The organism is Dactylosporangium sucinum (genome assembly GCF_014647515.1).
Lineage (GTDB): Bacteria > Actinomycetota > Actinomycetes > Mycobacteriales > Micromonosporaceae > Dactylosporangium > Dactylosporangium sucinum.
Map to the genome: position 1 here is coordinate 109,112 of NZ_BMPI01000027.1, position 21,066 is coordinate 130,177.

Genomic DNA, 21,066 nt, shown 5'->3' on the forward strand with positions numbered 1-21,066 from the left:
TGCGGGCCTGGCGGGACGCGGACGCCCGGCAGCGCTACGAGGCGTTCTCCGACGAGCTGTGCCAGCGGTTCTCGTGGCCGCGGGTCGAGCCGGTCACCGAGGCCGACGTCGCGGCCGGGCACGAGCGCAACGAGCGGGGAGCGGCGGGCCGGGCAGGCGATCGGCCTCGCCGTCGTGGACCATGCCGAGCCGGGGCGGGTCTGGGGCGCGGTCTCCCTCTACGACCTCGCCGAGCGCTGCGGGTTCCGCCGGGAGGGCGTGCTGCGGTCGCACCTGTGGTTCAAGGGGGCGCGCCGCGACACGGTGATGTTCAGCCTGCTGCCGGGCGAGCTCAGGCGTTGAGCTTGGCCGCGATGCGGATCACCCGCTCCGCCAGATGGTCGAGGGCGGCGAGCTGCGCGTCACCCAGGGGGATGTCGTTGGCGCCGCCCGTCACGTGGGACACGCCGTACGGGTTGCCGTCGACGAACTTCAGCGGGTCGGTGTAGCCGGGTGCGGCCAGCACGCCGCCGAAGTGGTGGATCGTGTTGTACAGCGCGAGCAGCGTCGACTCCTGGCCGCCGTGCATGGTCATCGACGCGGTGAAGCCGGCGTAGACCTTGTCGGCCAGCAGGCCCTGCAACCACTGCGGGCCGAGCGTGTCGAGGTACTGCTTGAGCTGGCTGGCCACGTTGCCGTAGCGGGTGGGCGAGCCGAACAGCACGGCGTCCGCCCACACCACGTCGTCCGGCACCGCCTTCGGCTCGTCCTTGGTGCGCTCGAAGTGCCTGCTCCAGGCCGCGTTCGAGGCGATGGCCGCCGCGGGCGCGAGCTCGGCGACCTGGCGCATCCGCACCTCCGCCCCGGCCTTCTCGCCGGCCGCGGCCAGCCGCTGGGCCATCGCGTGCACGGTGCCGGTCGCGGAGTAGTAGACGACGGCGAGCTTGGGCTGGGTCATCACCCGGGTCCTCTCGGTCAAAGCGGCGATCCGCCACCTACCCGCCCGTTCGCCGGAGAAACGGGCCGGCCCGCGGCGCGGCAGCCGCCGCCCGGGGACCGGTCAGCCGGCGATCGAGCGCAGGCGCACGGCCAGCCACAGTTCGGCGCGGACGTCCGGCGAGTCCAGGTCCCGGCCGGTGAGCTCGGCGACCCGGCGGATCCGGTTGCGGACCGTGTGCCGGTGCACCCCGAGCTCGGCCGCCGCCGGGTCCCACTGCCCGTGGTGGCGCAGCCAGACGGCGAGGGTGCCGGTCAGGTCACCCAGCGGCGCCAGCAGCGCGTCGGCGAACGCCCGCCCGGCGGCCCCGGGCAGCAGCCCGAGCAGCCCGCCGCCGGCGAGGTCGGCGAACCGCACGAGCCGCGTCCCGGCCCGCCTCGCGGCATCGGCGGCGACGAGTGCCTGCCGGTGCCCGTCGGCGAGGAACTCCAGCGGTACCGCCTCGGAGACCCCCACCGAGAGTCCCGCCACCGGGTCGCGGGGCACGGCGCCGAGCACGACGAGGTGGTCGTCCAGCTCGGCGAAGAACCCGTCGAGCTGCTCCAGCTGGGCCTCCCGGGCGGCGGCCGGCCCGGTCAGGACGGTCACCGGGCCGGGCGCCGGCGGCGCCTCCCACACGGCGAGCGCGACGTCGGTGGCGAGCGCCGTGTGCCCGTCGAGCAGCAGCCGCAGCAGCCCGGTGCGCAGCCGCCGGTGCGCCCGGTCGAGCGCGGTGGACCGGGCCACGGCCAGGGTCAGCACCGACGCGGCGGCGCCGATGATCTGCTGCGCGGTCCGGTCGAGGGGGTCCGGCCGCCCGACGACGAGCACCCGGCGCCCGACGACCTGCGCCACGACGTGCTCCCCGCCCGCCTCGAAGGCCGCGCTGGCGAGCCGCCCCCGGCGCAGCCGGTCGAGGGCCGGCCCGACACCGGCCCGCCGCAAAGGCGCGGACGTGGCAGGGCGCGCGGGCGCCGCGTGCAGGACCGTGCCCGAGCGGTCCAGCAGCGCCGCCCAGCCGCCGAGGAGCTGGGCCAGCCGGCGGACCACTCCCGCCGGGCCCTGCGCGCCGAGCGCGACCCGGGTCAGGGACTGCTGCGCCGAGTTGGTCGCGACGACCTCCGCGTAGGCGTCGGCGGCCTGCGCGGCCGACACCGCCTTGCTGATCGCGATGAAGGGCACCTCGCGCGGCACCTCCAGCACCGGCAGCCCGGCGGCGTCGGCCGCCGCGAGCAGCCCGTCCGGCGGGGCCGCGTGGCTGAGGCCGGTGCCGAAGCCGAGGCCGCTCACCCCCCGCCCGGCCAGCCGCGCCACGAACGCGGTGAGGTCCGAGCCCGGCGCCAGCCCGAGGCCCGTCGTCAGCAGCAGCTCGCCGCCGTCGAGGAACGGCGTCGGGTCGGCCAGCTCGCTCACGTGCACCCAGCTGACGACCCGGTCCAGCGCGGCGCCGCCGGCCACGACCCGCAGGTGCAGGCGGGCGTCGGCGGCGAGGTCGGCCAGGGTGAGCGGCACGGGCGGGAGCCTCCTGGACAGTTCGGCGAAGTCTCACTGTCAGGTTATCCAGATCGGCCATGCCGCCGGCGGGCGAGGGCACCGATGCTGGCTGCGTGACCAGAGGAATCGGCGCCGCGGCCGCCGGCGAGACGACCCCGTACCGGGTGGCCGGGCGCCCGGCGTCCAGCAAGGACATCGTCGAGGTGCGCAGCCCCTACGACGGCAAGCTCGCCGGGACGACGAGCAACGCCACGGCGGCGGACATCGAGGACGCCGTCGCGGCGGCGGCGACCGCGGACCGGGCGCTGCCGGCGCACGCCCGGGCCGCGGCCCTCGACCACGTGTCGCGCCGGCTGGCCGAGCGGGCCGCCGAGGTCGCCGCGCTCGTCACGGCCGAGTCGGGCAAGCCGGTCAAGTGGGCGGCGGCCGAGGTGACCCGCGCGGTGTCGACGTTCCGCTGGGCGGCCGAGGAGGCCCGCCGGGACTCCGGCGAGCTGCAGCGGCTCGACACCGACCCCGCGTCGACCGGCCGCCTGGCGCTGGTCCGCCGGGCGCCGCGCGGCCCGGTGCTCGGCATCACGCCGTTCAACTTCCCGCTCAACCTGGTCGCCCACAAGGTCGCGCCGGCCATCGCCGCCGGCTGCCCGATCATCGTCAAGCCCGCGCCCGCGACGCCTCTCACCGCGCTGCTGCTCGGCGAGCTGCTCGCCGAGACCGGCCTGCCGGAGGGCGCCTGGTCGGTGCTGCCGATGACGAACGCGACCGCCGCCGAGCTGGTCGCCGACCCCCGGCTGCCGGTGGTGTCGTTCACCGGCTCGGTGCCGGTCGGCTGGTCGATCCGCGACCGGGTGCCGCGCAAGCACGTGACCCTCGAACTGGGCGGCAACGCGGCGGCCGTCGTCTGTCCTGATTGGACGGACCTGGCGGGGGCGGCCCGCCGGATCGCGACGTTCGCGATGTACCAGGCCGGCCAGTCCTGCATCTCGGTCCAGCGGGTCTACGCCCACCGGGCGGTCTACGCCGAGCTCGCCGACCGGGTGGTCGCCGAGGTGCGCGCGCTGCGCACCGGCGACCCCACCGACCCGGCCACCGACGTCGGCCCGCTCATCGACGAGGCGGCGGCCGGCCGGGTCCAGTCGTGGGTGCAGGAGGCGGTCGCGGCCGGCGCCAGGATCCTCACCGGGGGCGAGCGCGACGGCGCGACGATGGCTCCGACGGTACTGGCGGGAGCGCCCGACGACTGCCGGGTCAACGCCGACGAGGTGTTCGGCCCGGTGCTGACCCTGGCCCCGGTGGACGACGTCGACGAGGCGTTCGCGCGGATCAACGCGTCCCGGTTCGGCCTGCAGGCCGGCGTCTTCACGCACGACCTGCGCACGGCGTTCCGCGCCTCGGCCGACCTCGACGTCGGCGGCGTGATCGTCGGGGACGTGCCGAGCTACCGCGCCGACCAGCTGCCGTACGGCGGGGTCAAGGACTCCGGCACCGGACGCGAGGGCGTCCGCGCCGCGATGGACGACCTCACCGAGGCGCGGACCCTGGTCCTCACCGGCATCCGGTGGTGACCGAGCCGGCGTCGGCCGACCTCGGCGCGGCTCCCGCCTCGGCCATCCGGCCATGGTAGGCGGCGGCCGACTCAGGCGGTCTCGCTCCGCGGCCCGAGCAGGGCGCGGGCGAAGCCGGCCTCGACGCGGGCGGCGGCGCGGGTCACGGCGGGCAGGGTGACCGCCAGGACCGCGGCGACGACCAGGTAGAAGACCACGGCCGTCAGGTAGGCGTCGCCGAGGCCGATGAGCTCGGGCAGCTCGTGGTCGTCCGGCCCGTCCGGCAGCGCCCAGCCCCACAGCGACCAGGTGAGGCTGCCGAGCGCGGCGGCCCACCAGCTCACGACGATGCAGAAGGCGACGGTGCTGGGGATCCACCGCAGCAGCGCGTGCGCCAGGTCCCGCCACGACTGCGGGTCGGCGAACATCCGCCACGTCCCGGTGCGGTACACGGGCCGTGGCACCGCCTCGCCGAGCACGTCGGCGACCCGCGCACGCTCGGCGGTGGCGAAGGTGCGCGCCAGGGTCAGCGCGGCGACGGCGAGCGGCACGCCGACCCACACCACGGCCAGCCCGACCCCCATGGTGACGGTGGTGAGGCACAGCACGAACGCGGCGAGCGCGACGGGGAACCCGGTGAGCACGTAGCGGGTGTCGGCGGCGAGGCGCGGCAGTGTGCGGGGGGCCTCGATGTAGGTCGTCGTCGTCATGGCTACGACGCTATGGATCGACGCCCCCGAAACCGATCCGGCGAGCCGCCCGAGGCCGGGTAGGGCCAGCCCCACCCCGGCTCCGGCCGGGGCTCAGTCCAGGCCGCGCTTGCCCGGGGCCCAGAACGGCTTGACGAGGACCGACGTGCGGGGCCAGCCGCGCTCAGCGGTCAGGTGGCGGCGCACCGCCTGGCAGGTGCGGGCCTCGCCGGCGACGTAGGCGGCGCCGGGCTCGGCCGGCAGGTCCAGCTCGCGCAGGGCGGCGACGATCCCCTCGGTACCGCCGCGATCGACCCACCGCAGGTCGTCCGCGCGCGGCAGCGGCATGCGGTCGGCCGGGCCGGCGACCTCGATGACGCCGTGGACGGGCGCGGCGGCCGGCAGGGCCCGCAGCATCGCGCCGAACGCCGGGCAGGCCGTCTCGTCGCCCACGAAGAGGTGGTATGGGGCGCCCTCGCGCAGCACCATGCGGCCCTGCGGCTTGGTGAACGCCACCGGCTGGCCGACGCGCACGTCCCGGGACCAGCGCGCGCCCGGCCCGCCGGCGGGCTGGTCGAACACGCACAGATCCAGGTGCTCGCCGTCGAGGTAGTCCCAGACGGAGTACGTGCGCAGCGTCATGCCCTCGATGCGCACCCGGACGTGCTGGCCCGGCGACCAGTCCAGCCCCCGCAGCGCGTCCCCGGCGAAGCGGATCCGGCGCATGCGCGGCGTGACGCGGTCCGTCTCGGCGACCGTCGTGCGCACCAGGAAGTAGTCCATGAGGTTGCTCATGCGCGCCAGCCTGCCGCATCCCGCCCGCGTCGTGACGACCGATCGGGGGATGCCACTCCGTGTATGCCATCGGGCACGGTGAGCGATGTGCCGCCTCAACGCGAACGGACGTCGGCGTAGCGCAGCAGGGCGGCCACGCCGCCCTCGGCCGGCACCTCGTCCGGCGCGGCGAACACGAGGCCGGCGTCGGAGCACACGACGGCCCGCACCAGCGCCGCGTCCGCACGGTCCCGCTGGGGCGCGGCGACGCCCATGGCCTCGAGCTGGGCGCGGTCGAAGGACAGCTGCGCCGGCCCGGGGCCGACCCACAGCCGCGCCGTGGAGGACGGGTCGTCGGCGATGAGCAGGGTGTCGACCTGACCGCGCTGCAGCGCCCGCACCACGGCCGGGAGGCCGCCGGCGTCGGTACCGCGGAACCGGTTCACGGCGTCCTGCGCGTTCGCGGTGGCCCGCTCGGCGATCGCCCGGACGGTCGCGTCGTCGAGCGTGGCGCCGGCACCGGCGTCGGTCGGTACCACCCGCTCCTGCCAGTACTCCGGCAGCCGCCCGATCAGCAGCGGACGCGCCTGCGGATCGCCGGCCACGACGACGATCTCCGCGTCGCACTGCCGCGCGGCCGCCGTGACCGCCTCCGCGACGTCGCCGGCGTTGCGCTCCCACGACACGTGCGCGGCGCGCTGGTACCGCGGCTGGGACCACCCACCGACCTTGACCCGGTGCAGCGGGAAGACCTCGTGGCCCTCGACCGACGCCGAGTGGACCAGCCGGTCGGCGTCGACCGCCTCGATCCGGCCGCCGGTGCGGTCGACCAGCACGCGGACGTACGGGATCGACTCCCCCAGCTGGGCCAGCAGCGGCATGACGTGCGGCAGCGGACCGAACGCGGCGATCGCGCGCCGGGGCGGGGCCGGCAGGTCGCGCACCAGCACCGCCTGTCCGCCGGTGGCGAAGCCGGCCAGCCCGTACGGCCCGCCCCGCACGGGATGGCCGAGGACGGCGGCTTCGAGGGCGTCGGCCGTGCCCGGGCCACAGCCGTCCTCCTCGATCACCGCCCGGGCCGCCTGCCAGCGCAGCTCGAGCGCGGCGGCGGCGTGCTCGGTGTTGCGGGACGCGTCGAGGTACACCGACGCCCAGGGTCCGGTGCGCTCGTACAACGGGCGAAGGAATGCCACGTGCATGCTGGACTCCTTTCCGCTCACCCCGTCGACTACCCGTTCCCGGGCGGGAAACGCATCCGTGTGGGCAGCCGCCGACCGGTGTCGTCGCGCTGGTGGCGCACGGGAAGCCGCCTGGCTGCCCGGACCTCGGCTGCCACCCGGACGCGACCCTCGCGGGGTGACTCCGTCGTGGAACGAGACGAGCCGCAGGGCGAGTGGCAAGACTGGAAGTCAGCGGAGGTGTCCCATGGACGTCGACATGGTTGTGGAGATCCCGGCCGGGTCGCGCAACAAGTACGAGATGGATCAGGAGTCGGGGCGGATCCGGCTCGACCGTACGCTGTTCACCGCCACCGCCTACCCGGCCGACTACGGCTACGTCCTCGAGACGCTCGCCGAGGACGGCGACCCTCTCGACGCGATGGTGCTGCTGGACGAGCCCACGTTCCCCGGCTGCAGCGTCCGGGTGCGGCCGATCGGGGTGTTCTGGATGCACGACGAGCGCGGCCCGGACGCGAAGCTGCTGTGCGTGCCGGCCGCCGACCCCCGCTGGCAGGCGATCGGTGACCTCGCCGACCTGCACAAGTACCAGTTGAGCGAGATCGGCCACTTCTTCGAGATCTACAAGGACCTGGAACCCGGCAAGTACACCGACGTGCGCGGCTGGCGAGACCGGGCCGAAGCCGAAGCGGAACTGACCGCGGCACAGGACCGGTACCAGGCGTCACGCCGGACGCCGGCTGACACCGCCCGGCACGACCGGTAGCACGGCTCAAGCCCGGCCGGCCCCGCGGCCTAGGATCGCCAGCATGAGCACCTCCCTCGCCGAGCACGTCGACGCGCTGTACTCCGCCGTGGAGCGCGCGGGGCCCGACGCGTTCCAGGCCGCGCTCGAAGGCATCGTCGAAGCCACCCAGCGGTCCGAGCCGGCGGAGGTGAGCGCGGCGCTGGAGCGGCTGGAGCCGATGCTCGCCCGCATCCCGCTCGGCATGGGGCCGGACCTGGCGCAGGTCGCCGGCGCCATGACCGACTTCGGCGGCGACCCGGCGAGCGTGCTGGCGACGCTCGTCGAGCGGGCCGCCGGGGCCATGGAGCAGGCGGCCCGCTTCGCCGAGCTGCACCGCGCGGCCGGCCTCGCGCTGCCCGACCCGGGCGACTTCGACGCGGTCGGGGAGACCCGCGACCGCTTCACCGCCGCCGTCCAGGTCCGCGGCCTGGCCGGCGAGGAGGAGGCCGAGGACCTCCTGCAGGCCTGGTACTGCGGGGACTCCTGGGTCCAGCCGGTCCTCTTCATGAACCAGCGCCGCGACGTGCGCCGCGCCCTGCCGCAACGCGCCCGCCTCCTGAACGGCGTGCGGGCGACCCGCGAATACCTCGGCACCGCGGGCTGGCTGGAGGGCCTCCTCCTGGTCCTGGACGACGAGCCCCTGATCGTCCTCGACCGCGGCTTCGCCGGCACCGGCCGCGGCTTCCGGGTGACGATCGGCGGCATCGGCGACAACTTCCAGCTCCACACGATGCTGGCCGCGGCCCTGATCGGCCACCACCTGCCCGGCCGCGCCCCGGCCCCGGCGGAGGTCGCCGCCGCGACGGACGGCCCGGACCTGACGCCGGAGGGCGGCATCCGCGGCAGCTGGAACCTCGTCGACCACGGCGGCAAGTGGATCTGGAACGAGGGCCGCCCGTCCGACATCCCCCACCTGGACGGCGTCCGCGTGGTGGTCCTGGAGCCGGAGCCGTACCAGCGCTCGTGGAACGCGGGCCGCGCCTACCCGCACATGGCGCCCCTGCTGCGCATCGACGAGCCCCTGTCCCCGCAGGAGGCGGCCGCCTGGCTGTCCCGCTGCACCACCTCCTCATGATCGGTGGAGCGTTCCGGCTGCCATGACGACCGGAACGCTCCATCGATCGTGCGGAGCAGCGGCGTCAGCGCAGCAGGCGGCGGACGACCGACCACTGCGGGTGCGGGGCGAAGCCCAGGCTCTCCTTCGGCCCCGCCTGGCCCTTGCCCGCGACCACGAACGGCCGGCCGGCGGCGATGGTGCGGCGTATCAGGCGGTCCAGGTGGTCGAACCACAGGCCGCTGCGGCGGTCGGGGCCCGGCGGGCGGGCGCCCCACGGGCCGAGCACCGGCGCCACCGGGTGGTCGAAGACGACGCCCGCCGCGACCAGGCCGCCGTCGGCGTCGGTGTAGCGGATCACCTCGACGTCGGGCAGGGACAGCACCGCGGCGAACTTCTCGCTGCTCCAGTACCGCAGCGGCGGCCAAAGCGTGCGGTGGTTGCGCCGGGCGGTGTCGCGGCAGAGCCGGTAGAGCGCCTCGACGTCGATCGCCGCGCCCGCGGCCGGGCCGACCCAGGCGGACAGTCCGGGGTCGGCGTCGATGCGGCGGGCCAGCCGGCGCTGGTCGACCCGGCGGGACTTGGTGAGCGAGCGCAGGTACGCCTCGTGGTCGGCGAACCGGTTGTGCAGCACCGCCACCGGCGCCCCCTCGCGCACGACGGTCGCGCCGCGCAGGACGGCCGGCAGCCCGTCCGACCAGACCTGCCGGTAGGCGACGAACGGCAGCCGGCGGCCGAACTCGCGGCGCAGCGCCGACTCGAAGGCCGCCACCGCGGCCGGGAACAGCGCCGGGTCCACGGCGTCCGGGCGCAGCGCCGCGGGGAGCCCGCCGGCCAGCCCGAGGCCGGTGAACGAGCTGGTGCCGAAGCACTCGACGTCCGCGAGAACGCCACGCACCCGCGCGGTGGCCACGCCGACGGCCTTGTCGCCGTCGCGGAGGATCCCCGCGAAGCACCGGCCGGGGGCGGTCCGCACGAGCGGCCAGGCCCACGCCTGGTGCAGGCCGAGGTCGTGCACGGCGTCCGCCCAGGCCGCCGGCGCCGGGTCCGCCGACGGGTCGAACGGCTCGAACTCCAGGTCACCACTCACCCGATCAACGGTACCGACGGCGCAGTGATCAAATGCCCGGAAAGGTACCCTCGATCATTCCCCTTCATCAATGTTGATCGCTTTCGCGGCGCATTCGATCACGTACGATTCGCGAAACGGTCGAGCCGGGGAGTGAGCCCATGAACCAGATCCTGCGCCGCAATGCGACGTTCCTCGTCCTGGTGGCCCTGGCCGCCGCTTGCGCCGCGGTCGTGTGGTTCGCGCTGCCCCACGACCGGGAGGTCAAGTCGCTGGGGATCTTCCTGTTCAAGCTGGTGCCGTTCGTGTTCGCGATCGAGGCGATCGCCCGGCTGGACCTGGAGCTGGCCCGCCGGCTCCACCTGGTGCGGATCCTGGTCCCGGCCGCGTTCTGCGTGTTCTTCCTGTACTTCGTGCCAAAGATCTTCTTCTATCTGGACGATTTCCCCAGCGTCTACTACCACATTCTCGTGCTGACGCCGATCATCATCTCGGCGCTCGTCCTGGCCTACCGGCTCGGCGGGGGCGGCGCCGGCGAGGTGCGGCGCCTCGGCTACGCGATGCTGCTCGTCATGCTCTCCGGCCTGGAGGACTTCGCATTCCTCACGGTCAATGACCACACCGAGCCGCCGTGGAACACCATCCCGGCGGTGTGGGACTGGGCGTCGCACATGACGGTGTTCCTCGGCCACCCGCCGACCCGGAACGAGGCGTATGCCTTCATCGCCGTGCATGTCGTGCTCGCCCTTTTCATCCTGATCGCCCCCGCCCGGTGGTTCGAGCGACTTCGACCCCGGCGCAGTCAGCCGGAGCAGGAGCCCGCGATCCGGGCCTGATGCCGGCGGAGAGGAGGTGTGCCATGGCGACGTCGACCGTGCTGGTCACCGGCGGCGCCGGATTCATCGGCGCCAACGTGACCCGCTCGCTGCTGGAGGACGGCCATACGGTCGTCGTCCTCGACGACCTGAGCGGCGGCTCGATCCACAACGTCCCGGACGACGCGCTGTTCCGGCAGGGCAGCGCGTGCGACCCGGCCGTCGTCGACGGGCTGTTCGCCGAGTTCCGGTTCGACTACGTGTTCCACCTCGCCGCCTACGCCGCGGAGGGGCTGAGCCACTTCATCAAGCGGTACAACTACATCAACAACGTGCTCGGCAGCGTCACCCTGATCAACGCGGCGGTCAACGCCGGCACCGTGCGGTGCTTCGTGTTCACCTCGTCGATCGCCGTCTACGGCGCCAACCAGGTGCCGATGAGCGAGGACCTGGTGCCCTCGCCCGAGGACCCCTACGGCATCGCCAAGCTCGCGGTCGAGCAGGAACTACGCGTCACGCACGAGATGTTCGGCCTGCCGTACATCGTCTTCCGGCCGCACAACGTCTACGGCGAGTACCAGAACATCGGCGACCGCTACCGCAACGTCATCGGCATCTTCATGAACCAGGCGCTGCGCGGCGAGCCGTTCACGATCTTCGGCGACGGCTGCCAGGTCCGCGCGTTCACCCACATCAGCGACGTGGCCCCGGTCCTGGCCCGCTCGGTGACGAACCCGGCCGCGTACAACGGGACCTTCAACATCGGCGGCGACACGGTGTACACGCTCAACGCCCTCGCCCGGGCGACCGCCGACGCCATGGGCGTGCCGCTGCGGGTCACCCACCTGCCGGCCCGCAACGAGGTCCGGCGCGCCTACGCCAACCACGAGAAGGTGCGCAAGGTCTTCGGGATCACCGGCGACGAGGTACCGCTGGAAGAAGGCCTGGCCGCGATGGCCGCGTGGGTCCGCCGGCAGGGCCCGCGGGAGCCGTCGGTGTTCGAGGCCGTCGAGGTGCGCCGCAACCTCCCCCCGTCGTGGCTGGCGGTGCTGCCCGATGCGCACTGACAGCGAGCTCGGGGGCATGCCGTCGCTCACCGCGTTCATCCCCTGCTACAACGAGGTCGCGCAGGTCGACGCCGTGCACGCGGCGATCGACGCCGAGCTGTCCCGCTACCCCGACCTGGAGATCCTGTTCGTCGACGACGGCTCGACCGACGGCACCCTCGCCAAGGTGAAGGCCCTGTGCGACCGGGACCCGCGCGTGCGGTACGTCTCCTTCTCCCGCAACTTCGGCCTGGAGGCCGCGCACGGCGCCGGCTTCCGCTACGCGAGCCGCGACTGGGTCGTGCAGCTCGACGCCGACCTGCAGTCGCCGCCGGCCGAGGCGCACAAGCTCATCGCCAAGGCCCTGGAGGGCTACGACGTGGTGTACGGCATCCGCCGCGAGCGCCATGACCCGCTGTTCCGCCGCCTCGGCTCGGCGGTGCAGCAGCGGCTCGCCCAGCGGCTGTTCGGCGTCGACCTCGTCTACGGCTCGTCGGTGTTCCGGGTGGTCCGGGCGGGCGTCGCCCGGCGCGCGGTCGACCTGCGGCTGGCCACGCCGTACTTCGTCGCCACGATGCCGCTGCTCGGCGCCCGCTGGGCCACCGTCGACGTCGAGCACCGCCGGCGCCAGGACGGCGGCTCCCGGTGGGCGGTGTGGCGGCTGTTCGCGCACAGCGGCGAGCTGTTCTTCGGCTTCTCCGTCCGGCCGCTGACGTGGATCTATCTCGCGGTCGCCCTGGTCCTGCCGTTCGTGGTGGCGGCCGGGTCGCCCGGTGCCGTCGCGGGTCTGGTGGTACTGCTGGGATCCGTGGCGATCCTCGCCGCCTACGTGCACCGCCTGGTGCGCGGCGGCGTGCGCCCGGCGCTGTACTACGTGCGCGAGGCGAACATTCCGATCGCGGCCGAGGACTCGCTGTACGCCGGCGAGCCGCTGACCCGGGAGCCGGTCCGATGATGCTCATTCTCGGCGCCAGCGAGGACCAGCTGCCGGTGTATCTGGAGGCACGCCGCCGCGGCATCGCCACCATCGCCGTCGACCAGCGCCGCGACCGCCCCGCCCTGGCCCACGCCGACGCCTGGCTGCCGGTCAGCACCCGCGACACCGCCGGCATCGTCGCCGCGCTCGACGGCCGGCGGCCCACGTCGGTCGTGGCCGCGGCCAGCGACGCCGGGCTGCGCAGCTGGCACGAGCTCGGCGAGCTGTTCGAGCTGCCGTACCGGTTCCCGGCCACCGCCGCCCGCGCGTCGCTGGACAAGGCGGTGTTCCACGAGGTGGCCCGCGCCGCCGGGGTTCCGGGGTACCGCTGGTACCAGGGCGCCGACCGGGCCGCCCTGACCCGCGCCGCCCACGAGTTCGGCTTCCCGGTGGTGGTCAAGCCGCCGGACACGTCGGGCAGCAAGGGCGTCACGCGCGTCGAGCACCCGGAGGCGCTGGCGGGCGCGCTGCGGTACGCCGGCGGCTTCACCACGGGCGACGAGCTGCTCGTGGAGGAGTACGTGGCCGGGCGGAACCTGACCGTCGACGTGTTCATGCAGGCCGGCCGGGCCGGCTTCGCCGGCATCACGGAGAAGCGCATCGTCCCCGGGCCGCACTTCGTCATCGGCGGGCACACCGGCCCGGCCCGGCTCGCCGACGCCACCCGCAACGCCCTCGTCGCCGCCGCCGAGCGGCTGTGCCGGGCGATCGGCCTCACCGACGGCCCGGCCAACTTCGACGTCGTGCTGCGCGGCGACGGCACGTTCGCCGTGCTGGAGGTCAACGCGCGGCTGTGCGGCAACGCGTTCCCGCGGCTCATGCACCACATGTACGGCGTCGACACCGTCGCCGCGCTCGTCTCGCTCGCGCTCGGCGAGCCGTTCACGCTCACCCCGACCCGCAGCGACGCCGGCGTCATCCACGTGCTCGCCTCGCCGCTCGCCCACGACAGCGTCCTCGCCGCCGTCCGCGGCCTGGACGAGGCGCGGGCGCTGCCCGGCGTCGTGTGCTGCGAGGTGTACTCGGCGCCCGGCGACCCGGTCCGCCCGTTCGACCAGGCCGCGAACAAGCTCGGCTACCTCATCGTCACCGGGCCCGACCGGCGGGCGGCGCAGGAGCGCCTGGCCGCGGCCCTGGACGTGCTGCGCATCGACTACGAGGAGCCTCAGGGCGCGTACTCGCTCACGACCAGCTGACCCTTGCCGCCGGGCGTGAGCGGGATGCGCTCGCTGAGGTGCAGCTCCAGCGGCATCCCGCCGCCCGCCCGGCGCAGCAGGGTGCGCTCGGTGCCGGCCAGGACGTCCCCGGCCGGCATCGAGCCGTCCGGCACGACGAACACCCGGATCGTGCCGGCGGCGTCCTGGCGCACGTACAGCTCGGCGACCCCCGGCTCCAGCATCGCCACGCCCAGGAACACGTCGCCGAAGACCTTCCGGCCGTCGGGCAGCACGACCGCGTCGTTGGACCGGCCGGTGGTCAGCGTCATCGTCCGGAACCGCCGCCCGCACGGGCACGGGTCCGGCGAGATCCGCCCGACGTCGCCCAGGGCGTAGCGGACCAGCGGCATCGCCCGCTCCTGGAACGCCGTCACGACAAGCTGACCCTCCTTGCCGTCGGGCAGCGGGTGCCCGGCGTCGTCGAGCACCTCGGCGAAGACCCGGTCCTCGGCCAGGTGGCGGCCGCCGCGGTGGCACTCGAAGTAGATGTTCAGCGTCTCGTAGGCGGAGTACTCGTCGCGGACCGGCACGCCGAAGCCCTGCTCCAGCGCGGCCCGGTTCTCCGGCACCAGCAGCTCCGACTCGGTCAGCAGCAGGCGCAGGTGCCGGCGCAGGGCGGCGAGCTCGGCGGCGGTCAGCGTCCGCAGCAGCTCCCGCAGGTGCACGGGATATCCGATGAGTACCTTGGGGCGGTACGCGAGCAGGTCGGCGACCCACTGGCGGGGTGGCTGCGTGGTGAGCACGACGTGCCGGCGGAACAGCCCGACGCGTTCGACCAGCCGGCCGGGCATCGGGAACGGCTTGAGGTGCGCCAGGCGGTCCGTGGGCAGGTACCGGCGGGTGGCGAGGAACCGGCGCACGCAGGCGGCCATGTGGTAGTCGTGGGCGTTCATGTCGTGCCAGCCGGTGACGCGGTGTCCCGTGGTACCGCTGGAGGAGAACGACACGCACGCGTCTGTGTCCACGCCGTCGGCGACGAACTCCCGGTTGGGGGTGGCCCGCATGATCACCTTGGTCAGCAGCGGGACCGACGCGAGGTCTTCCAGTGTCGCGAGCCGCGGCAGCCGGCCGCGGTAGTACGGGACGTACGCGTTGGCGTGGGCGAGCATCCCGTTCAGGCCGCGCAGCTGGTGCCTGCGCAGCCCGGCTCGGCTGCCGTACTGGCGGGCGAGCGCCAGCGGTACATAGGCGATCTCACGCGGCAACATGGACATCCTCCTCGACGGGGGCCGGCGCCGGGCGGCGGGCCAGCCGGTGCCAGAGCGTGGCCGCCTGCGCGACCTCGGCGACGGCGAGCGCGGCGAGCAGGCCGACGCCGCCGGCGAGCGGCACCGCGACCACCCCCGACAGCGCGGCCGCCGCCAGCCCCACGGCCGCCGCCAGGCCGGTGATCCGGGTCGACGCCGCGTCCGAGTTCTCCACCAGGTACCCGGCGAGGATCACGGCCATCAGCATCGGCGTGCGGGCCAGCAGCAGCACCGCCCACACCACCGGCGCGGCGGGGCCGCGGCTGGCGGCGAACAGCTCGGCGCCGGCGGCGCCGAGCACCGCGAGGTACGCCAGGTCGGCGGCGACGACCCAGCGCACGACCCGCAGCGCCGTGCGCCGCCCGCTCGCGCCGCCCGCGCCGACGAGCCGGACCGACACCCACGGCGTGTAGACGCGCAGCACGTACAGCAGGAGATTGACGCCGGCCGACCACACGACGTCGACGACGACCAGCGGGCCCACCTGGTCGCGGAACGCCGACGCGGACAGCAGGGCCACCAGGACGCTCGTGCAGAGGTACAGGCAGACCTCGGGCGTGCCCATGAGCGCGACGGTGCAGGCGATGCGGCGCACGAACGCCGGCCGGTGCCGGATGACCAGCGAGGGCCGGCCGAGCCGCAGCAGCAGCGGCACGCAGAGGGCGGTCTGGGCGGCGGCGAGCGCGGCGAGGTACCCGAGCGGCCCGAGCCCGGCGGCCGCCAGCCCGAGCAGGCCGAGCTGGACGGCGGCGAGCGCGAGGAAGGTGCGCGAGTCGTACCACGGCCGCCCCATGGCCCGGTGCAGCCCGACGAGCAGCAGCACGACCCCGGTCATGGTGGCGGTGGTGGCCGCCCCGAGGTAGACGGCGACGGCGCCGTGCGGCGCGACCAGCGCGCTGACCGCGAAGGCCGCGAGCACGGGCGCCGGCACGGCCCACAGCACCGCGGCCGCGGCCCGGACGATGAGCGGCCCGGTGCGCGGCGCGCGGGGCAGCAGCTTGAGGACGGTCTTCTCGGGCCCGGCGACGAGCAGCGCGACGATCCACGAGAAGGTGGCGACGGCCCCGCCGAAGATCCCGTACCGCGCGGTGCCCCACACGGGCAGCAGCGCCACGGTGGCGAGCAGCTGCGAGGCACGGTAGGCGGAGCGTCCGGCCAGCAGCGAAGCAAGCGTCCGCGGCCGGACCCGGCCGGGGGCATCCACGCCCTTCAGTGTTCCATCGCTGGACGATCGTCAATGTCTCACGACGTTCGGCAAGGGCCAGGAGTAGGGCCGCCCCGCCGGGCCGACCTCCCCCGGCTCCGCACAGATCGATGGAGCGTTCCGGCTGCCATGACGACCAGAACGCGCCATCGATCATGAGGCGGGAGCGGCCGGCGGGTCGGGACGTGCTGCCCGGCCGGCGCTGCGCCGGCGGCGCAGCAGCAGCCAGGCCACGGCCGCCGCGGCGAGCAGGACCGTCGTCGCCGTCAGGAGGCGCAGCCAGAGCGGCCACGGGCCGCGCTGGGCGGAGCCGGCGTCGGCGGACCGGAGGTCCGGGAGCTGGCCCGCGGCGAGTTGCAGGTCGTACGTGGTGCTCGAGCCGGCGAAGCGGGACAGCGGGCGCGGGTTGCCCGGCAGCGGGACTGCCGACACCGTGCGGCCGACCGTCGAGCTGCTCTCGCTGAGGAGCAGCTCGTCCGTGGCGCGCCAGCCCAGCAGGGAGATCTCGGTCGATCGCTCGAGGCCCGGCGGTACCGCCGAATCCCCCGACACCGCGACGAACGTCAGCGTGCAGGGGATCTTGCCCACGCCCGCGTTGTCGACGAGCGCGATCCAGCGACCGTCCGGCGACCATGCGTTCGGGCCGGCGATGCGGGCGCCGAACGGGATCGAGCCCACGGTCACCGGCGCGCCGCCGGCGACGTCGACGATCCGCAGTTCGCTGCGGGTCTCGAGTTGTTCCTGCACCGCCACCCGCCGCCCGTCCGGCGCGAAGGCCGCCTCGGCCGCGCGGACCGGCAGGGTCGCCGACGCGCCGGAGCGCAGGTCGAGCAGGGCCGAGTCGGCGCCCGCCTCGTAGACCAGCCGGGTGCCGTCCGGCGACCAGGCGCGCGGGTGGATCACGCCCGTCGTCGGGGCGGCGAAGTGCCGGGTGTCGCCCGTGGCCAGGTCGACCACGGCCACGTCGCCGGCGTCGCCGAGGCTGCCGACGGCGACCGCCGTGCCGTCCGGGGACAGCAGCGCGGGCGCGTCCTGCCAGGTGCCCAGCTCGACCTTGCCGCCGCGGCGCTCGGCCTCGTCGAGCCGGCGGTACGTGCGCCCGTCCGCCCCGACGACGATCGTCTGCAGCGTATGGAGCACCCGGGGGCCGTTGCTGCCCTGCACGTACACGGCGACGGCCCGCCCCGGCGGCGCGTCCGACACGGTCGCGGTGAGCAGCGACAGGCCGGCGAACGTCCGCGGCAGGACCGGCGCGGCGTCCTTCGGCTGGGCGGTCTGGGCGAGCAGCCCCGGGCCGGCGACCGCGCCGAGCAGCACGGACAGTACGGCGACGGCGCTGAGCACGGGTCGCCAGCGCGCGGGCCGGGCCTCCGCCCGGGCCAGGAGCGCGCCCGGCTCGGGCGGGACGACCGGCAGGGTGTCGGCGACCTCGCGGAGCGCCGCGCCGAGGCGGGTGTGCGGGTCAGCCGGCATCGAGCTCCTCCTTGACCGCGGCCAGCCCGCGGTGCAGCAGCGACTTGACCGTCCCCGGCCGGCAGCCGAGGGCCTCGGCGATCTCCGCCTCGGGCAGGTCGAGGTAGTACCGCAGGAACACGGCCGCCCGCTGGCGCGGGTTCAGCCGGTGCAGGGCCGCCCGCACCGCCTGGGCGTCGGCGCTGTCGGCCGTCCACGCGGGCTCGGCGACGCCGGCGTGGCGGCGCTCCAGCCGGCGCCGCCGCACCCACGACGTGCACCGCGACACGACGGCGCGGCGCAGGTAGGGCACCGGCTCGCGGACGGTGGCGCCGCGGCGGTACCACTCGATGAACGCCTCCTGCACGACGTCCTCGGCGGCGGGCCGGCTGCCGGTCGTCACGTACGCGAGCCGGACCAGCGGCGCGTAGTGCGCGGCGTACACCGCCCGGAAGGCCCCATGGTCGAGCCCTTCCGGCGCGGGTCGGTCGGTCAGCACGGTCACATGGTCCAGGGCGCACGGGTCCCGCGATCGGTTCCACCGACTTCTTGTCAGGCGGCCGACAGCGCTCCGGCCGGAGCGGGGGTGACGTCGTCCAGCGCATCCCACAGCGCCGGGACGCCGGCCAGCGCGGCCGCCGCCACCTCGTCGCGCTCGCGCAGCCAGGCCAGGTGGCGCAGGGCGTGCGCCGCCACCGCGTCCACGGGGACCTGCGCCGGGCTCGGCGCGGCCGGGTCGCCCGAGTGGGCGAGGGCGCGCGACACCAGCGGTGCCGAGTCCGCGGCCGCGGTGCCGTCGAGCACGGCGAGGTAGGTCAGCACCACCGCGCCCGCGTCGAAGCGCCACGACGTCGAGTGCAGCAGCGTGAGCGGCGCCCAGCCGGGGTGAGGACCATCGCGCTGGACGCCGCGAGCCGGCGCGGCCAGGCCGGCCGCCGCCGCGTCCGGGTGCGTGTCCCGCGGCAGCGCCGCGCAGACGCGCCGGTAGTGCACGGTCGCGTCGCGGACGCCCACGACCAGCACCTCAACCCGGACCGGCACGGCCCCGAGATCGTCTCGCCACACCACTGCCACTGTGCAGTATTTGCCACTAAGTTGCAACAACCGCCAGCGCGGCGGCCGGGCGCAACCCCTCCCCCTCGGCGTGGGCGGCGGCGAAGGCCTCCCCGCCCAGCGCCGCCGCGAGGCCGGCGCGCAGCCCCTCGTCCGGCGGGCCGAGGGGGTGACGGCCGGCCGCCGCGCGCTCGCCGTGCGCCGCGCCGAGCAGGACCGCCGCCTCGCGCGGGCGCCCGCGGGCGGCGAGGACCGCGGCGAGCGACTCCAGGGCCGAGACGAGCACGATCGACTGGCCGGCGACGGCCACCGCCTCGGCGCTGCCGCGCAGCAGGCTCTCCGCCCGGTCCAGGCGGCCGGCCGAGCGGGCCTCCTCGCCGAGCATCAACAGGGCCCGGCCGGTGCACCGGCGGTCGCCGAGCCGGCGCAGGGTGGGCAGCAGCGACCCCATGAGCCCGGCGGCCCGGCCGGTCTCGCCGCGGACCCAGGCCAGCTGGGCGAAGCCGACCGCCGCGTGGGCGATGTCGGTCTCGCTGCCGGCCGCCTCCGCGAGCTGCCGGCTCTCGCTGAGCCAGCCGCGGACCTCGTCGTCGCCGATGCCCGCGTTCATCGCCCGCTGGGCCATCATGAACAGGGTGTTGGCGGCGTACACCGGGTCGCCCACCCGGCGGAACAGCGTCACGCCGTCGCGGCCCCACTGCAGCGCCTCGCTGAGCGTGCTGGAGATCGAGACCAGGCCCTGCATGACGAGCGCCCGCTCCCACGCGTGGCCGGCGCCGAAGCCGGCGAGCGCCTCGAGCAGCGCGGGCCGGCTCAGCTCGGGCCGCAGCCAGGTGGCGCTCACGCCCAGCGCATGGGCGGCCCGGGCGCGGCTGACGTCGTCGAGTCCGGCGGCGAGCCGTCGTGCCCGCTCGGCCAGGTCGAGCGCGGTACGCCCGTCGGAGGCGTGCAGCAGCGCGCTCGCGGCGGCCAGGCCGGCGACGACCGCGGGCGACGCGGGCGGCTCGCCGGCGGCCATGGTCCGGTGCAGCCATTCGCTGGCCTCGCGGCGCCGGCCGGCGAGGTCCCAGAACCGCTCCAGGGCGGCGATCCAGCGCCACGCCGCCTCCAGGTCGCCGGCCGCGACGCAGTGGGCCAGCGCGGCCCGGAGGTTCGGCTGCTCCGCGGTCAGCACGTCCAGCCACCGGCGCTGGCCGGGGCCGCGCAGGCGCCCGGCGGCATCCTCGGCGAACGCGAGGTAGTGGGCGGCGTGGTCCCGGCGCGCGGCCTCGGCGGCGCCGCCGTCCTCCAGCCGCTCGGCCGCGTAGGCGCGGAGGGTCTCCAGCAGCCGGTACCGCCGGGCGTCGGCGCCGACCGCGGTGACGAGCGACTTGTCGACCAGCGTCGGCAGCAGCGACACGACCGCGCCCGGGTGCACGGCCCGCACCGCGGCGTAGTCGAAGTCGGCCGGGAACACGCCGAGCCGGTCGAACAGGGCGCGCTCGTCGTCGTCGAGCAGCCGGTAGCTCCAGTCGATCGCGCCGCGCAGCGTGCGGTGCCGCGCGCCGGTGGTGCGGGCGCCGGCGGAGAGCAGGTCGAACCGGTGGTCGAGGTGCTCGACGAGCTCGGCCGGCCCGAACGTGCGGATCCGCGACGCGGCCAGCTCGATCGCGAGCGGCAGCCCGTCGACCCGCCGGCACAGCGCCGCGACCGCGGCCGCGTTGGCGTCGGTGAGCGCGAAGCCGGGTGACGCGGCGGCGGCCCGCTCGACGAACAGCCGGACCGCGGTGCTGTCCCCGACGGCGGCGCCGGCCTCCGGCACGTCGAGCGGCGGCACGGGGTACACCACCTCCCCGGGCACCCCGAGCGGCTCCCGGCTGGTCGCGAGCACCCGCACCGGGCCGCTGCCGAGCAGCTCGGCGACGACGGCCGCGGCCTCGGCCACGACGTGCTCGCAGTTGTCGACCAGTAGCAGGCCGGACAGCTCGGCGGCGGCGCCGCGCAGGATCTCGGCGAGCGACCAGCCGGGCTCCGGCACGACGCCGAGGGCGCGCGCGACGACGTCGCCGACCAGGTCGGCGGTCACCGGCGCGAGGTCGGCGAAGTAGGCCGCCCCGGCCGCGGCGTGCAGCGCCAGCCGGGTCTTGCCGACGCCGCCCGGCCCGACGAGCGTCACGAGGCGGTGGGTACCGAGGCGGTCGCGGACCTCGCCGGCCTCCCGCTCCCGCCCGACGAGGCTGGTCAGCGGGGCCGGCAGCGCCGGGCGGCCCGGGACCGGCCGGCGCAGCAGCCGCTCACCCGCCTCGACCAGCCCGGCCCGGTCGGCGACGCCGAGCTTGCGCAGCAGGGCGGCGATGTGGCTCTCCACGGTGCGGACCGAGACGTGGAGCCGCTCGGCGATCTCGCGGTTGCGCAGCCGCTCGCCGACCGCACGCAGGACGTCGGTCTCGCGGTCGGTGACCCCCGCCCGGGCCAGCTCGTCTGCCATGCACGCATTCTCCACGGCCGCACGCACGCGGCGTCAGTGCGAAGT

The 21,066-nt window shown here is 75.5% G+C and carries 20 protein-coding genes; 8 read left to right on the forward strand and 12 right to left on the reverse strand.

What is annotated here, in order from left to right; all coding sequences use genetic code 11:
• The first annotated feature begins 174 nt into the window (after positions 1–174).
• Positions 175–342 (forward strand): GNAT family N-acetyltransferase, encoded by a 168-nt coding sequence (locus tag IEZ31_RS56840; protein WP_229835865.1) that lies wholly within the window; start codon positions 175–177, stop codon positions 340–342.
• On the opposite strand, the gene IEZ31_RS26540 is transcribed toward IEZ31_RS56840, so the two are convergent.
• Together IEZ31_RS26540 and IEZ31_RS26545 are read right to left on the reverse strand one after the other, a co-directional pair.
• Entirely contained in the window at positions 332–937 is a 606-nt protein-coding gene (locus IEZ31_RS26540; protein WP_190252695.1) for an NAD(P)H-dependent oxidoreductase, read from the reverse strand. The genes IEZ31_RS56840 and IEZ31_RS26540 overlap by 11 nt on opposite strands.
• 102 nt (positions 938–1,039) lie before the next feature.
• Positions 1,040–2,467: a helix-turn-helix domain-containing protein gene (locus tag IEZ31_RS26545; RefSeq protein ID WP_190252696.1), complete on the reverse strand. Its 1,428-nt coding sequence runs from the start codon at positions 2,465–2,467 to the stop codon at positions 1,040–1,042.
• Between the two features lie 95 nt (positions 2,468–2,562).
• Here IEZ31_RS26545 and IEZ31_RS26550 point away from each other — a divergent pair, with 95 nt between their 5' ends.
• Positions 2,563–4,014, forward strand: a complete 1,452-nt coding sequence (locus IEZ31_RS26550) for an aldehyde dehydrogenase family protein (RefSeq protein ID WP_229835866.1) — start codon at positions 2,563–2,565, stop codon at positions 4,012–4,014.
• A 71-nt stretch (positions 4,015–4,085) separates the two neighbouring features.
• On the opposite strand, the gene IEZ31_RS26555 is transcribed toward IEZ31_RS26550, so the two are convergent.
• The 3 genes from IEZ31_RS26555 to IEZ31_RS26565 all read right to left on the reverse strand — a co-directional run bounded on the left by IEZ31_RS26555 (position 4,086) and on the right by IEZ31_RS26565 (position 6,655).
• Complete coding sequence (locus IEZ31_RS26555) at positions 4,086–4,703, reverse strand: sensor domain-containing protein (protein WP_190252698.1); 618 nt, start codon at positions 4,701–4,703, stop codon at positions 4,086–4,088.
• A gap of 93 nt (positions 4,704–4,796) precedes the next feature.
• A complete protein-coding gene (locus IEZ31_RS26560) occupies positions 4,797–5,477 on the reverse strand; it encodes a siderophore-interacting protein (RefSeq protein ID WP_190252699.1) in 681 nt (226 codons plus the stop codon).
• A 95-nt stretch (positions 5,478–5,572) separates the two neighbouring features.
• A complete protein-coding gene (locus IEZ31_RS26565; RefSeq protein WP_190252700.1) occupies positions 5,573–6,655 on the reverse strand; it encodes a baeRF2 domain-containing protein in 1,083 nt (360 codons plus the stop codon).
• Between the two features lie 226 nt (positions 6,656–6,881).
• Here IEZ31_RS26565 and IEZ31_RS26570 point away from each other — a divergent pair, with 226 nt between their 5' ends.
• Together IEZ31_RS26570 and IEZ31_RS26575 are read left to right on the forward strand one after the other, a co-directional pair.
• Positions 6,882–7,400: an inorganic diphosphatase gene (locus tag IEZ31_RS26570; RefSeq protein ID WP_190252701.1), complete on the forward strand. Its 519-nt coding sequence runs from the start codon at positions 6,882–6,884 to the stop codon at positions 7,398–7,400.
• A gap of 43 nt (positions 7,401–7,443) precedes the next feature.
• Positions 7,444–8,496, forward strand: a complete 1,053-nt coding sequence (locus IEZ31_RS26575; protein WP_190252702.1) for a hypothetical protein — start codon at positions 7,444–7,446, stop codon at positions 8,494–8,496.
• Between the two features lie 64 nt (positions 8,497–8,560).
• Here IEZ31_RS26575 and IEZ31_RS26580 read toward each other — a convergent pair whose 3' ends face one another.
• A complete protein-coding gene (locus IEZ31_RS26580; protein ID WP_190252703.1) occupies positions 8,561–9,565 on the reverse strand; it encodes a hypothetical protein in 1,005 nt (334 codons plus the stop codon).
• A gap of 140 nt (positions 9,566–9,705) precedes the next feature.
• On the opposite strand from IEZ31_RS26580, the gene IEZ31_RS26585 reads away from it, so the two are divergent.
• The 4 genes from IEZ31_RS26585 to IEZ31_RS26600 are packed head-to-tail and all read left to right on the forward strand — an operon-like array spanning position 9,706 to position 13,577.
• Complete coding sequence (locus IEZ31_RS26585) at positions 9,706–10,380, forward strand: hypothetical protein (RefSeq protein WP_190252704.1); 675 nt, start codon at positions 9,706–9,708, stop codon at positions 10,378–10,380.
• 23 nt (positions 10,381–10,403) lie between these two features.
• Positions 10,404–11,426: an NAD-dependent epimerase/dehydratase family protein gene (locus tag IEZ31_RS26590; protein WP_190252705.1), complete on the forward strand. Its 1,023-nt coding sequence runs from the start codon at positions 10,404–10,406 to the stop codon at positions 11,424–11,426.
• Complete coding sequence (locus IEZ31_RS26595; RefSeq protein ID WP_229835867.1) at positions 11,416–12,360, forward strand: glycosyltransferase family 2 protein; 945 nt, start codon at positions 11,416–11,418, stop codon at positions 12,358–12,360. The genes IEZ31_RS26590 and IEZ31_RS26595 overlap by 11 nt, the downstream gene beginning before the upstream one ends.
• Entirely contained in the window at positions 12,357–13,577 is a 1,221-nt protein-coding gene (locus tag IEZ31_RS26600; RefSeq protein ID WP_190252706.1) for an ATP-grasp domain-containing protein, read from the forward strand. Before IEZ31_RS26595 ends, IEZ31_RS26600 begins: the two co-directional genes overlap by 4 nt.
• Here IEZ31_RS26600 and IEZ31_RS26605 read toward each other — a convergent pair.
• From IEZ31_RS26605 to IEZ31_RS26630, 6 genes are all read right to left on the reverse strand, one after another.
• Positions 13,547–14,806: a phenylacetate--CoA ligase family protein gene (locus IEZ31_RS26605; RefSeq protein ID WP_190252707.1), complete on the reverse strand. Its 1,260-nt coding sequence runs from the start codon at positions 14,804–14,806 to the stop codon at positions 13,547–13,549. The genes IEZ31_RS26600 and IEZ31_RS26605 overlap by 31 nt on opposite strands.
• Complete coding sequence (locus tag IEZ31_RS26610; RefSeq protein WP_190252708.1) at positions 14,793–16,049, reverse strand: hypothetical protein; 1,257 nt, start codon at positions 16,047–16,049, stop codon at positions 14,793–14,795. Before IEZ31_RS26610 ends, IEZ31_RS26605 begins: the two co-directional genes overlap by 14 nt.
• A 153-nt stretch (positions 16,050–16,202) precedes the next feature.
• A complete protein-coding gene (locus tag IEZ31_RS26615; RefSeq protein WP_190252709.1) occupies positions 16,203–17,522 on the reverse strand; it encodes a WD40 repeat domain-containing protein in 1,320 nt (439 codons plus the stop codon).
• Positions 17,512–18,000: an RNA polymerase sigma factor gene (locus tag IEZ31_RS26620; RefSeq protein ID WP_229835868.1), complete on the reverse strand. Its 489-nt coding sequence runs from the start codon at positions 17,998–18,000 to the stop codon at positions 17,512–17,514. The genes IEZ31_RS26615 and IEZ31_RS26620 overlap by 11 nt, the downstream gene beginning before the upstream one ends.
• A gap of 53 nt (positions 18,001–18,053) precedes the next feature.
• Entirely contained in the window at positions 18,054–18,566 is a 513-nt protein-coding gene (locus IEZ31_RS26625; RefSeq protein ID WP_190252710.1) for a hypothetical protein, read from the reverse strand.
• A gap of 25 nt (positions 18,567–18,591) precedes the next feature.
• Entirely contained in the window at positions 18,592–21,021 is a 2,430-nt protein-coding gene (locus tag IEZ31_RS26630; RefSeq protein WP_190252711.1) for an ATP-binding protein, read from the reverse strand.
• Between the last annotated feature and the right edge of the window lie 45 nt (positions 21,022–21,066).

Excerpts from the sequence above, each read along its gene's own strand:
- IEZ31_RS26615 (WP_190252709.1), bottom strand. The coding sequence starts at position 17,522 with ATGCCGGCTGACCCGCACACCCGCCTCGGCGCGGCGCTCCGCGAGGTC.
- IEZ31_RS26595 (WP_229835867.1), top strand. The coding sequence starts at position 11,416 with ATGCGCACTGACAGCGAGCTCGGGGGCATGCCGTCGCTCACCGCGTTC.
- IEZ31_RS26555 (WP_190252698.1), bottom strand. The coding sequence starts at position 4,703 with ATGACGACGACGACCTACATCGAGGCCCCCCGCACACTGCCGCGCCTC.
- IEZ31_RS26600 (WP_190252706.1), top strand. The coding sequence starts at position 12,357 with ATGATGCTCATTCTCGGCGCCAGCGAGGACCAGCTGCCGGTGTATCTG.
- IEZ31_RS26585 (WP_190252704.1), top strand. The coding sequence starts at position 9,706 with ATGAACCAGATCCTGCGCCGCAATGCGACGTTCCTCGTCCTGGTGGCC.
- IEZ31_RS26605 (WP_190252707.1), bottom strand. The coding sequence starts at position 14,806 with ATGTTGCCGCGTGAGATCGCCTATGTACCGCTGGCGCTCGCCCGCCAG.
- IEZ31_RS26575 (WP_190252702.1), top strand. The coding sequence starts at position 7,444 with ATGAGCACCTCCCTCGCCGAGCACGTCGACGCGCTGTACTCCGCCGTG.
- IEZ31_RS26560 (WP_190252699.1), bottom strand. The coding sequence starts at position 5,477 with ATGAGCAACCTCATGGACTACTTCCTGGTGCGCACGACGGTCGCCGAG.
- IEZ31_RS26590 (WP_190252705.1), top strand. The coding sequence starts at position 10,404 with ATGGCGACGTCGACCGTGCTGGTCACCGGCGGCGCCGGATTCATCGGC.
- IEZ31_RS26540 (WP_190252695.1), bottom strand. The coding sequence starts at position 937 with ATGACCCAGCCCAAGCTCGCCGTCGTCTACTACTCCGCGACCGGCACC.
- IEZ31_RS26630 (WP_190252711.1), bottom strand. The coding sequence starts at position 21,021 with ATGGCAGACGAGCTGGCCCGGGCGGGGGTCACCGACCGCGAGACCGAC.
- IEZ31_RS26565 (WP_190252700.1), bottom strand. The coding sequence starts at position 6,655 with ATGCACGTGGCATTCCTTCGCCCGTTGTACGAGCGCACCGGACCCTGG.
- IEZ31_RS26570 (WP_190252701.1), top strand. The coding sequence starts at position 6,882 with ATGGACGTCGACATGGTTGTGGAGATCCCGGCCGGGTCGCGCAACAAG.